Source organism: Brevundimonas sp. GW460-12-10-14-LB2 (genome assembly GCF_001636925.1).
In the GTDB taxonomy this organism is placed as follows: Bacteria; Pseudomonadota; Alphaproteobacteria; order Caulobacterales; family Caulobacteraceae; genus Brevundimonas; species Brevundimonas vesicularis.
The window spans coordinates 2,881,249-2,894,007 of sequence record NZ_CP015511.1; the positions used below are offsets into that span (position 1 = coordinate 2,881,249).

At 64.9% G+C, this 12,759-nt stretch carries 7 protein-coding genes and 2 tRNA genes; 6 read left to right on the forward strand and 3 right to left on the reverse strand.

Annotation, left to right across the window (positions count from 1 at the left end):
- Window positions 1-222: 222 nt before the first annotated feature.
- Together A4249_RS14295 and A4249_RS14300 are read left to right on the forward strand one after the other, a co-directional pair.
- Entirely contained in the window at window positions 223-2,112 is a 1,890-nt protein-coding gene (locus A4249_RS14295) for a ribonucleoside-diphosphate reductase subunit alpha (RefSeq protein ID WP_066553809.1), read from the forward strand.
- 216 nt (window positions 2,113-2,328) lie between these two features.
- A complete protein-coding gene (locus A4249_RS14300; protein WP_197458399.1) occupies window positions 2,329-3,135 on the forward strand; it encodes a lipid A-modifier LpxR family protein in 807 nt (268 codons plus the stop codon).
- A gap of 4 nt (window positions 3,136-3,139) precedes the next feature.
- Here the strand turns inward: A4249_RS14300 and A4249_RS14305 are convergent, their stop codons facing one another.
- Complete coding sequence (locus A4249_RS14305; protein ID WP_066553811.1) at window positions 3,140-4,894, reverse strand: gamma-glutamyltransferase family protein; 1,755 nt, start codon at window positions 4,892-4,894, stop codon at window positions 3,140-3,142.
- A gap of 144 nt (window positions 4,895-5,038) precedes the next feature.
- Between A4249_RS14305 and A4249_RS14310 the strand changes: the two genes are divergently transcribed.
- Window positions 5,039-5,115 (forward strand) — tRNA-Arg (locus A4249_RS14310).
- Between the two features lie 94 nt (window positions 5,116-5,209).
- Here the strand turns inward: A4249_RS14310 and A4249_RS14315 are convergent.
- Window positions 5,210-6,736, reverse strand: a complete 1,527-nt coding sequence (locus A4249_RS14315) for a ShlB/FhaC/HecB family hemolysin secretion/activation protein (protein ID WP_197458400.1) — start codon at window positions 6,734-6,736, stop codon at window positions 5,210-5,212.
- A 403-nt stretch (window positions 6,737-7,139) separates the two neighbouring features.
- Here A4249_RS14315 and A4249_RS16400 point away from each other — a divergent pair, with 403 nt between their 5' ends.
- The 3 genes from A4249_RS16400 (at window position 7,140) to A4249_RS16685 (ending at window position 11,997) form a co-directional block, all read left to right on the forward strand.
- On the forward strand, window positions 7,140-9,446 hold the full coding sequence (locus A4249_RS16400) for a FecR domain-containing protein (RefSeq protein WP_082854186.1): 2,307 nt from the start codon (window positions 7,140-7,142) through the stop codon (window positions 9,444-9,446).
- 2 nt (window positions 9,447-9,448) lie between these two features.
- Window positions 9,449-11,851, forward strand: coding sequence for a putative bifunctional diguanylate cyclase/phosphodiesterase (locus A4249_RS14325; protein ID WP_066553819.1), 2,403 nt, complete (start codon window positions 9,449-9,451; stop codon window positions 11,849-11,851).
- Window positions 11,852-11,925: 74 nt separating this feature from the next.
- Window positions 11,926-11,997 (forward strand) — tRNA-Arg (locus A4249_RS16685).
- Window positions 11,998-12,227: 230 nt separating this feature from the next.
- On the opposite strand, the gene A4249_RS16825 is transcribed toward A4249_RS16685, so the two are convergent.
- A complete protein-coding gene (locus A4249_RS16825; protein WP_197458401.1) occupies window positions 12,228-12,704 on the reverse strand; it encodes a helix-turn-helix transcriptional regulator in 477 nt (158 codons plus the stop codon).
- Window positions 12,705-12,759 lie beyond the last annotated feature (55 nt).

Genomic DNA, 12,759 nt, shown 5'->3' on the forward strand with positions numbered 1-12,759 from the left:
CACGCTGTCGCAGGCGCGCAAAACGAACGTGCTGGCTTGCACGCGGGCTTTTCCCCAGACGGCTGGGACTTGTCCGACCGATTCGCCCACAATGGTCGGCGTCAACCCGTTGACGGGTCATTAGGCATATGCGCCCTATATGTGGGCTCGGGGAGCGCAGAGGCCACAAGATGATGTGGTCGCGGCGCGGGCGGCTCAAACGATTTTTTGTTCAGGACGCAGATGACCATGGCTGGCGGCGAGGCATTGAAGACGACGGAATTCCAAGGCGTTGCGGCGACGCCGACGCCGGAGCGCCCCCACCTGACCGTGGTCAAATCGGTCCAGGTTGACCGCTCGCGCGACGATCTGCTGACCGACTTCGGCAAGAAGACGCTGGAAGATCGCTATCTGCTGCCGGGCGAAAGCTATCAGGACATGTTCGCGCGGGTCTCGACCGCCTTCTCGGACGACGCCGAACACGCCCAGCGCCTGTATGACTATATGAGCCGCCTGTGGTTCATGCCGGCGACCCCGGTCCTGTCGAATGGCGGCGCGGATCGCGGCCTGCCCATCTCCTGCTTCCTGAACGCGGTGGGCGACAGCCTGGACGGCATCCAGAACGTCTGGAACGAGAACGTGGCCCTGGCCTCGAACGGCGGCGGCATCGGCACCTATTGGGGCGGCGTACGCTCCATCGGCGAAAAGGTGAAGGGCGCGGGCAAGACCTCGGGCATCATCCCCTTCATCCGCGTGATGGACAGCCTGACGCTGGCGATCAGCCAGGGTTCGCTGCGCCGCGGTTCGGCCGCCGTCTATCTGGACATCCACCACCCGGAAATTGAAGAGTTCCTGGAGATCCGCAAACCGTCGGGCGACTTCAATCGCAAGTCCCTGAACCTGCACCACGGCATCAACGTCACCGACGAATTCATGGAGGCCGTCAAGGTCGGCGGAACCTTCGATCTGAAGTCGCCCAAGGACGGCGCGGTCATGAAGACCGTCGACGCCCGTTCGCTGTGGACCAAGCTGCTCGACATCCGCATGCAGACCGGCGAGCCCTATCTGATCTTCTCGGACACGGTGAACCGCCAGATGGCGCCGCACCAGCGCGACCTGGGCCTGAAGGTCAAACAGTCGAACCTGTGCGCCGAGATCATGCTGCACACCGGCCGCGACCACCTCGGCGTGGACCGGACCGCCGTCTGCTGCCTGTCGTCGGTCAACGCCGAGACCTTCTTGGAATGGCGCGAGGAGCCGCGCTTCGTAGAGGATTTGATGCGGTTCCTGGACAATGTGCTGGAGGACTTCATCCGCCGCGCCCCGTCCGCCATGGCCGCCGCCGTCTATTCGGCCAAGCGCGAGCGTTCGGTGGGTCTGGGCCTGATGGGCTTCCACTCCTTCCTGCAGGGGCAGGGCGTGGCCTTCGAAAGCGCCATGGCCAAGTCGTGGAACATGCGTCTGTTCAAGCATCTGCGTCGCGAGGCCGACAAGGCTAGCCGCCTGCTGGCCGAAGAGAAGGGCCCGTGCCTGGACGCTGAGGAACGCGGCGTGATGGAGCGGTTCAGCCACAAGCTGGCCATCGCCCCGACCGCCTCGATCTCGATCATCTGCGGCGGCACGTCCGCCGGCATCGAGCCGATCCCGGCCAACATCTACACCCACAAGACCCTGTCGGGCTCGTTCGCGGTCAAGAACCCCTATCTGGAGCGCCTGCTCGACGAAAAGGGCATCAACACCGAGGCGGTGTGGAGCTCCATCCTGGAGAACGAAGGTTCGGTTCAGCACCTCGACGCCCTGAACGAGGACGAGAAGGGCGTGTTCAAGACCGCCTTCGAACTGGACCAGCGCTGGGTGATCGAACTGGCCGCCGACCGCGCGCCGGAAATCTGCCAGGCCCAGTCGCTGAACCTGTTCATCCCCGGCGACGTGAACAAATGGGACCTGCACATGCTGCACTGGTCCGCCTGGGAACGCGGCGTGAAATCGCTCTACTATCTACGCTCTAAGTCGGTGCAGCGCGCCGCCTTCGCAGGCGCCGAGGACAAGGCGGAAGAGGTGATCGATCCCAATCAGCCGGATCTCTTCTCCCTACCCAAGACCGACTACGACGAGTGCCTGGCCTGCCAATAAGGCCATCTGCACCAAACGACCCGAAGGGCTCCGCGACAGCGGGGCCCTTTTTCGTTTGGGAACCGCTGCTGGTCGTCCTCGTTCAAAAGCGACGAAACCATGACCAAAAGCCGTTGGACTCTTGCGCCTGAGGGTTGCAGTGTGTGTCCAGCGGATCGGTGGGGAGACCGGATGCGATTAAAGGCCTGCATTGTCGGCTTTGGGGGCGTGTTGGCTATGGCCGGCGCGAGCGCCGCCTGCGCACAGACCTGGGCCCCCAACGCCTTCGACGCCTCGCCTGATGTCGAGGCGCGCCTGACTGAACAGACGAGTTTCCGCGTAGCACCTGACGCCCGGTTCGGCGCCCAGATCGAAATCCCGACCGCCTTCCGTTCCGACGACCGATCCGGCCTGTCCGCCAGCACGCGCAACGACGTCTGGATTGATCGCACCGACTTCACCGACCGGGTGACGCTCGAGACCGCCGGTCGTCTGCGCCGTGCCGACGGCTCTCCCCTGCCGGTCACGCCCGTCGATCGGGCCGAACTGGACCCCGACGCCTATGACCTGCGCTATGTGCGCGGTTTCCGAGGCGCACGCGGTCATACCGCCTCGGGCCTGGAGGTCAGCCTGACGCCCCACGCGGGCCTGGGCGTCGGCAGCGAAGGCCGTTCGGCCGAGGCTGGCGTCACGCTCAAGATCGGCGAGGGTCTGGATCGTCTGGCCCCCAACGGCCGCGAGCGGTTCGGCGAGCGGCCGCGCTGGTATCTGTATGCCGCCGGATCCGGCAGAGCCGTCGGCTACAACTTCGCCCGCACCCGCGACGGCGACTACGCGCGCTCCGGCTATACCCAGGACAAGGGCAGCTTCCTGGGCGACGCCTCGATCGGCGTGGCCTATCGCAAGGGCGACATGCAGACGTCGTTTGGCGTCGTCTATCGCGAGATCGACGCCGGCAAGGGTCTGCGCGGCATGAACGGTCTGGACACCGACGTCAGCGAAGGCCTGCTGGCCTTCCAGCTGTCGATTCGTCCCGGCCGCTGAGCCTTTAACGAATCTCCGAGAGCGCCACGCCCTCGCGACGCGGGTCGGCGCCTCCGTCCCAGCGCCCGTCGCGCCAGATCGCGCCATGCAGGCCCGAGGTCTCGGTGGCGTTGGGCCTCAGGGCCATGCCCGCCGCCGCCAGGGCGTCGCGGATATCCGGCGCGATCATGTCGGTGTCGGCCCCGACCATCTCGCCCCGCACCACCAGATTGGGCAGGGCGATCGCCTGCTGCATCGACAGGCCCCAGTCCATCGTGCCGACCAGGGCCTTTGCGACATAGGCCAGGATGCTGGATCCGCCTGGCGAGCCGATGGCGCCGACCAGCCGCCCTTGACGATCCAGAATCAGCACCGGCGTCATCGACGAGCGCGGCCGCTTGCCCGCCGCCACGGCATTGGCGGCCGGATGTCCGTCCTCCTGCGGCGTAAAGGAGAAGTCGGTCAGCTGGTTGTTCAGGAAGAAGCCGTCGACCATCCGGCCATTGCCGAAGATGCTCTCGACCGTCGTGGTCATGCTGACCGCATTGCCCCAGGCGTCCACCACGACCATGTGCGATGTGCCGCCCGGCTCGGCGGTCTGGTCGACCCCGCGCGGCGGCGATCCCGTCGGGGCGCCGGCCTCGACCGGCCCGTTCACCTGCGGGGCCAGGGCCGCGCGCGACGCGACATAATCGGGATCCAGCAGACCGGCGATCGGCACCCCGACGAAGTCGTTGTCGCCGATATAGCGGTCCCGGTCGGCATACATCAGCCGCTGCAACCGCCCGAACGCGACCCAGGCCTCAGGGCTCCTGGCCCCCTTGTCCAGATCGGGCGTTTCCTCGGCCATGGCCAGGAACTGCAGCAACGCCACCCCGCTGGACGGCGGCGGCGGCACGCAGATCACGTAGGCCTGATACGGCCGGCAAAGGGCCTCGCGACGCAGGGGGCGATAGCCGGCGATGTCCGCCTCGGTCAGGCCGCCGGGACGCGGTCCTTCGCGAACCACCGCCGCGATGTCGCGCCCGATCGTCCCGCCATAGACGACGCTCGCCCCCTGCTGCGCCAACCGAGCGACCGTGTCGGCATAGGCCGGGTTCTTCAGCGTCTCGCCCGCCTGATACCGCGTGCCGTCCGGCTTGGTGAAATAGGCGCTGGCCCAACGCGTCCGGGCCTGGGGATAGCGTCCATTGATCATGCCGGCCAGACGCGGGCTGACCGTGAATCCGTCGCGCGCCAGCCGTTCGGCGTCCCCGAACAGATCACGCCAGGCCAACTTGCCATGATCCTTCTGCGCCATGGCCAGCATGGCCACCGCCCCCGGCGCTCCGGTCGAGCGGCCCGACAGCACCGCGTCGATGAAGGTCAGGGGCTTGCCGTCTTCGTAGAACAGTTCGGGCGTCGCCGAGGCCGGCGCGGTCTCGCGGCCGTCATAGGCAGTGACGGTCCCGGTCTCCGCGTCATAGCTCATCAGGAAGGCCCCGCCGCCCAGGCCCGAAGACTGCGGCTCCACCAGACCCAGCACCGCCTGGATCGCCACCGCCGCATCCACGGCCGATCCCCCACGCCGCAACACGTCCATCCCCGCCTCGACCGCCAGCGGATTCGCCGCCGCCACAAACGGCCCCCGAGCGGGCGATGCGGCAGTCGACGGGGCTGACACGGCTGGCGGCGACGCCGTCGTCGGCGAGGGCGCGCCGCGGACGTCTGTCGCGGTCTGGCATCCCGCCAACAGGACGGGAACCAGCACAGCGGCGATCTGGCGACGGAAGAAACGCATGGAAAATCCGAAATCAGGGGAGCGTCAGACAGGCCTAAGCCGTCGCAGCCGCCACGCCAACCGCTTCAGACGCAGAAACTGCATTCCCCCGCTTGCGTCCGCCCGATCCACCGGCTAAAGACCCGCCCTCGCCGCAAGGCAGCCGCACCCGTAGCTCAGCTGGATAGAGCATCAGACTACGAATCTGAGGGTCGGGCGTTCGAATCGCTCCGGGTGCGCCACTTCTTCCAAACAATCGACTTCAAACGTGACGCCGATTTTAGGCGGGCCGCCTCGCGATCCGCTGCAGCGCATCGCGAGGGCTTCTGCGCGCGTTTAGAACTGTTTCGATAGCGACACAAAGGTGCGCCAGCCTTTGTCGGGTTGGTTATAGGGCGCGCGGGACAGGGGTTTGGCGAACTCGATACGCAGGGTGGCCTTGCGGTCGAAGGTGATGCGTGAACCGACGCCGGCAGACGTCAGCTGTTCGGACCAGTCGCGACCAGGCGTCTTGTTCCACACCTTGGCGGTGTCGAAGAAGGCGAAAGCCTGAGCGAAGGTGATAAAGTCGCCCTTGGGATCATATCCGACCCGCGCCTCAATCATCCCGGCGACGGCCTTGTCGCCGCTGGCTTCGCCATAGTCATACGCCCGGCCGTAGGTCGGGCCGCCGACGAAGAACTCTTCGGAGCTGAGCAAGGCGTCGTCCGACCATTGGCCTGAGGCCTCGACATAGACGCCGACATACTTGCTGAGATCGCGATAGGCGCTGACCTGGGCGTTGACCTTGAAGAACTCGCCCGTCGCGTCGTAGCGCGTATTCAGCGGCGAGCGCTCGGTCGTGGCGCCGAAGGCGTCAATCCCTTTCGACAGCTGAATTGAGCCGGCCATCCAGCCGGAGCTGGAACGCCGCTGTCCCGCCACCGACATCCGCGCCACGGTCAGGGTCTCGTCGGTGCGACCCGTGGCGACGTAGTTCTGCTCGACGCGACGGACATCCAGTCCCGCGTTGAGCCAGAGGTTCTTGTCGCGCGAACGGACCAGAGGATGCGAGAGCGTGACCGAGGCCATGCGGCTGCTCCCCCCGACCCAGCCCGATGCGTTCTGAAGCGGCGCATCCGTCTCATAGCCCGATACGCCAAAGCGGACGCGGCCGCCTCCGGACGCGACGACAGAGTAGGACGCATCGATATAGGTAAGTTCGTCAGGGCGATCCGGCACCGTCAGCACGCCCAATGTGATCTGGTCGCCGGCCATAAAGGTCGAGTTGCGGGCGCCGGACAGGTAGACTTGCCACGGACCCTGCGTTTCGGAACCGCGATTGTCGACATAGACGCCGGCGCTGCCCGAGGTCATTGCCGTCTCGACCACCAAGCGGTGTTGGGCCGGGTCGCCGATGATCGGCTCGATGCGGCTGGTCAGTTTGACGCCGGGCACGTCGGACGCCAGGGACAGGCGGCGATCCAGTTCGCCGATGGTGAGGGGGCGCTGGTTCACCAAGGGCTTCAGGATCGGTTCGACGGCGCGTGCGCCATCGCCGGTCAGTTTCAGTTCCGAGATATAGCCTTCAAACACCACGATGCGGGCGGCGCCGATGGCGGGGTCGGTTTCGGCGACGACGGCGCGGGTCAGAAAATATCCGTCGTTGCGATAACGAGCGGTGATCGCATTGGCCGACTGCACGAGATCGTCCACCGAGACGCGCCGCGCCAACTGCTGGTCATAGGTGTCGGCGAGATCGGCGAGTGGATAGGCGCTCACCCCCTGGATCAGCATGCTGGTCAGGATCAGACATCCGGCGCATCCGGCGTCCGGCGTCGAGGCCGGCTCAGCGTCCGCGCGAACCGGTCCCGCGACAGCCATGGTCAGCACCGCCACCATCCCCCACAGGACGCTGATTGTTCTTAACCATGAAGTCGAAAAAATATGACGCACGCCGTTCTCCAAACACAGGAGATCATTTACGGCGTTCGGGCTAAAAATCGTGTTAATATCACCAGTTAAGAGCTTGGCAGGCACGTCCTGATATCCAGAACATCAAACAGAATGTCTGGAGTGTGTGTTGGCCAATCGATACGCAATATTCTTCGCGATCCTCTTCTTCTTTGTGCGCTACCCGACCCAGGCTCTGGCGGATGAATGGCGCATCAGGGAAGTGGCGGGCGTTGTTCGCGTGGCCATACCGGCGCGGCCCGCTGCAAACGGCTCGGTTGGGCAGGTATTACCGACCGGAACCAGCGTCACGACAGGCGGAAACGGCCGCGCGATGATCACGAACGGTCAGCAAAGGGTCGTGGTAGGGCCGAACAGTCGCACCACACTGGCGCCCGAAGTCGGCGGCATGACACGGGTTTTGCAGGACCTTGGTTCGGCCCTTTTCCAGGTCGATCGGCAGCGGCAACCGCACTTCCGCGTGGAGACGCCGCTGCTTGCCGCCGTGGTGAAGGGGACGACATTTACGGTCACTGTCGACCCCATGGGCGACCGCGTGCATGTCGCCGAGGGTCTGGTCGAAGTTCGCGCCAACAACGGCAACGCCGTCAGCGACGTAGCGGCGGGCGCCACCGCCCTGGTTCCGCGCCAACAACCGACCAGCGTCGAGGTTTCCACACCCGTTGCATCGGTTCCTATCGAAACGGCGCCCGTTGCGGCGCCGAGTCTGGATTACGAGGCCTTGACCGATGGTCTGGTCCAGAACCCCCCAGCGGCGGCGCCAGCAGCCACTACTGTGACGGCGTCCACATCAGGCGCCTCGACGGCCGCGACGACAACAACAGCGGCTACGACCACAAGCACGACTTCGGTTTCAGCGACGTCTTCAGCAGCGACGTCCACCGCTGCGGTAGGAAACTCCGCTTCAAGCGGAAACGCTTCACCGCCGCCAGCTGCAACCAACGCAAGCAATAATGCCGCAGCGGGCCCAGCTAACAGCGCCAATACCGGAGCGACTAATCCTGGCAACCCTGGCAACGGCAACCCCGGCTCGGGCAACCCCGGCAACGGCAACCCTGGCATCGTTAATCCGGGCTCGGGTAACCCCGGTTCCGGCAACCCCGGCAACGGCAACCCGGGCAACGGTAATCCGGGCAACGGCAACCCCGGCAACGGCAACCCCGGCTCGGGCAACCCCGGCAACGGTAACCCCGGTTCCGGCAACCCCGGTTCCGGCAACCCCGGTTCCGGCAACCCCGGCAACGGCGATCCAGGCAATGGTAACCCCGGCACCGGCAACCCTGGCAACGGCAAACCCGGCTCGGGCAACCCCGGCAACGGTAATCCAGGCAATGGTAACCCCGGCAACGGCAATCCGGGCAACGGCAATCCGGGCTCGGGCAACCCCGGCAACGGCAATCCGGGCAGTGGTAACCCCGGTTCCGGCAATCCGGGTAACGGCAATCCAGGCAATGGTAACCCCGGCACCGGCAACCCCGGCACCGGCAACCCTGGCAACGGCAACCCCGGCTCGGGCAACCCCGGCAACGGTAATCCAGGCAACGGTAATCCAGGCAACGGCAATCCGGGCAACGGCAATCCGGGCAGTGGTAACCCCGGTTCCGGCAATCCGGGTAACGGCAATCCAGGCAATGGTAACCCCGGCACCGGCAACCCTGGCAACGGCAACCCCGGCTCGGGCAACCCCGGCTCGGGCAACCCCGGCTCGGGCAACCCCGGCAACGGTAATCCAGGCAACGGTAATCCAGGCAACGGCAATCCGGGCAACGGCAATCCAGGCAACGGCAATCCGGGCAACGGCAATCCGGGCAGTGGTAACCCCGGTTCCGGCAATCCGGGTAACGGCAATCCAGGCAATGGTAACCCCGGCACCGGCAACCCTGGCAACGGCAACCCCGGCTCGGGCAACCCCGGCAACGGTAATCCAGGCAACGGTAATCCAGGCAACGGCAATCCGGGCGATGGTAACCCCGGCGCCGGTAACCCTGGCAACGGCAATCCGGGTAACGGCAACCCCGGCTCGGGCAACCCCGGCAACGGTAATCCAGGCAACGGCAATCCGGGCGATGGTAACCCCGGCGCCGGTAACCCTGGCAACGGCAATCCGGGCAACGGCAACCCCGGCAACGGCAACCCCGGCAACGGCAATCCGGGCAATGGTAACCCCGGCGCCGGTAACCCTGGCAACGGTAATCCGGGCAACGGCAACCCCGGCTCGGGCAATCCGGGCAATGGTAACCCTGGCTCGGGCAACCCCGGCAACGGTAACCCCGGTTCCGGCAACCCCGGTTCCAGCAATCCGGGCAACGGCAATCCGGGCAACGGCAATCCGGGCTCGGGCAGCCCCGGCAACGGTAATCCAGGCAACGGCAACCCGGGCTCGGGTAACCCCGGCAACAGCGATCCCGGCAACGGTAATCCCGGCAACGGCAATCCGGGCTCGGGCAACCCCGGCAACGGCAATCCGGGTAACGGCAATCCGGGCAATGGCAACCCCGGCGCCGGTAACCCTGGCAACGGCAACCCCGGCTCGGGCAACCCAGGCAATGGAAACCCCGGCAATGGCAACCCGGGTGGGGATGATCCCGGCAACGGTGGTCCTCGGCCTCCGAAGCGGTGACCATGCGCGCTGCTGCTGATGAACTCGGTCGACGTCGACTTTCTGTCGTCGTCTGGTCCGTGCTGATCCTGGCGTTCGCGGGCATTGGAATGCTCGCGAACGCCTTCCGGCCCCTTGACGACGTCTTCGCGTCTGCGCGGTTCTCGGTGCTGGAAAGGCCCGCCACCCAGAGCCTGACGATCGTCGAGATCGATTCCCGAAGCCTGGTCGCCGCAGAGGCCTGGCCATGGGATCGGCGACGGTATGCCCAGGCGATCGACAATCTGATTTTGGCGGGCGCGACCCTGGTCGCGGTCGATGTCGATTTCAGCGCGCCGTCGAACCCCGCGTCCGATCAGGCGCTGGCGGCGGCGGTATCGCGCCACCCCGGCCAGGTGGCGTTGGCGACTTTCGAACAGATGGAGTCATATGGCGCCGGCGAAAGACGCAGATCGGGCAATCGTCCGATCGCGCCGCTTCTGAATGATTCCTTGCTCGCTTCGGTCAATGTGCCTGTGGATGGCGACGGAAGGGTGCGCCATTACGATTATGGCGCCTCAGATGAAGCGCCGCCATCGGTCGCGGCCATCTTGGCCGATGCCTCGGTGCGACAGGGCGCTTTCACCGTCGATTTCGGGATCGAGCAGAAATCGATCCCCCATCTCAGTTTCGAGGACGTCTACAGCGGCCGCTTCGACCCCTCGCTCGTGCGCGGCAAGAAGATTCTGATGGGGGCGACGGCCCTGGAACTCGGCGACGAGTTCGCCACGCCCGTCGGACTGTTGCCCGGCGTCATCATCCACGCCCTCGCCTACGAAAGTATCGCTGACGGACGGGCCCTGGTCAGCCTTAGCCCGCTGGCGCTTCTGATCCTGTGCGCCGGGCTCGTCGCGGCTTTACAGCCTGTGAGAAGCGGGGGCGGCGCCCTGTGGCGGCTGGTCGTGCGCCATGTCGCCATCACGGCCTTGATCGTCATCGCGCCGATCGTGCTTCAGGCCTTGCTGCCGGTCAGCATCGACATCGCCGCGCTTCTTTTCACGCAGACACTGATGGCGATCTGGGCGACCCGCGTGGAGTTGACGAGGCAAGCCAAGGCGATCGTGCAGGCGCGAGAGGCCGGCCTGCTTCATCTGGCGATGCACCAGCCGGAAACAGGGCTTCCCAATCGCCGAGCTCTGCTGGCGGGCATCGACGACCTGATCGCCACAGCCGAGACCAACGTCGCCGTGTTTGCGATCGGCGTGGATCGCCATGCGGAGATGCGCGGGGTCGTCGGTTATGACGTCGCCAACACCTTGATGGTCCAGCTTGCCGACCGCTTGGCCAATTTGGCCGACGTGGACCTGGTGGCGCAAATCGCGTCCTCGGTGCTAGCCTTCTCGCGGGCCGATCTGTCCGTCGATCAGCAACACGCCCTGGCCAGATCGCTTCGCGCCGTGGAAACGACCTTCACCGTCGACGGCCAGCCTCTGGATTTGTTCGTCCGCATCGGCAGCGCCTCACAGGATAGGCAGTCGGCGAGCGGCGACGCCCTGATCGAACGGGCGACGACGGCGCTTAACCAGGCCGATCTCTCGGACGACCGTACGGTGCTTTATGACGAGGCGTCCTTTGTCGATCCCGACAACAACCTCGCCCTGATGTCGGAACTTCGCGACGCCCTGCGCAGGAGCGACGTCAGTCTGCACTATCAGCCCAAGCGCAAGACCTCGGATGGCTCAACGGCTTCGGTCGAGGCGCTCTGCCGCTGGCATCATCCCGTTCGCGGTCGGATCGGGCCGGACCTGTTCATTCCGATCGCCGAACAGACGGGACAGATCAGGGCGCTGACCGAATGGAGCATCGTTAAGGCGATCGAAGATCAGGCCGCGTTGAGGGCCCAAGGCGTTCATCTGGCAATCGCTCTGAATGTTTCGGGACGTCTTCTTGTGGATGAGGCCTTCCGGGCACGTGCGCTTCAGTTGATCGAGGGCTGCGACGCCGATCTCATCTTCGAAATCACTGAGACTGCCGTCATCGAAAACCCGAAGATCGCGGCGCAGGCGATCGCGGCCTATCGGGCGGCGGGTGTGCGGATTTCGATCGACGACTACGGCGCCGGCCTGTCTTCGCTCAGCTATCTGAAAATGCTGAACGCCGACGAGTTGAAGATCGACCGTTCCCTGATCCTTGATGTCCTCGACAGCGGGCGCGATCGCCTGATTATCAAATCCACCGTCGATCTGGCCCACGGCTTGGGCATGACCGTCGTCGCTGAAGGCGTTGAAACCGAGGAAGTCTTTGACGCCTTGTCGGCTCTGGGATGTGACACCATCCAGGGCTACTGGGTCTCGCGACCACTGCCTTTTGAAGGTCTGGTGAGTTTTTTGACACCATCCGAAAGCACAAAAGCTCTGTCCAACCCCCATCTAGGCACCGCTGCATAGAGCTTGAGGATCGTAACATAAGGCTTGGGGCAGCACGCGATTGGCGCTTGTTACAGGATTGATGGTTCTAACGTGCAGAAAATCGGGCATATTTTCCCACACTACGAATCTGAGGGTCGGGCGTTCGAATCGCTCCGGGTGCGCCACTTCTTTCAATGACTTGGTGATATGCGCGTGTTCATAGACGCATGGTGACAGTCGTTTTGCACATTCTTTACAGTCAACGCTCGGCTCGGATGGTCTAATCACCATCCAGCACGTCAACCGGGTTCGCAAACTGCGCCGCCGATGTTGTGTGGCCCGGTCCATCATTTGTCTTGATGGAAGACATGGGAACGTGCGGCGGGACGGTTCTGATAGCCACGGGCATCCAGCGTCAGTTTATGAGTTGAAAACTCAATCTCAGGGCGCCGGTAATGCCTTTGACGCCCATGCGCATGCAGATGGCGCGCAGGTGGGCGCGCACGGTGTGGATCGACATATCCATCTTTCGGCCGATGTCCTTCGGGGCCTCGCCTTGGGTCAGATGGGAAAGGACCAGGAGTTCAGCCCGGGTCAGACCGAATATGGCGCGTAGCGGCTCCATAACCTCCACGCCCATGCAGTGGGCCGGGCGCGCCGTGGCGAAGATGCGGTCGATCGCATCGGGCGCCGTCGCCAGATCCAGCAGGCACCAGGCGTCATCGCCGGCGCGAAACAGAAGGCGGCCGTGAGATTGTCGTCCTTCCAGCAGGCGGTTGGCCAAGACGTCGAACTCGCCACGATTGCGATGGGAGGGGCAGATAAAGGCCCCGCCAGCGCCCAGCACGCCCGCTGCAATCATGGCTCTGGCATTGGCGTTGGCGTGGATCACGCAGCCTTGAGGATCCAGAACGAACCGGGCGAGAATGTCGTGTTCGAACCAGGCG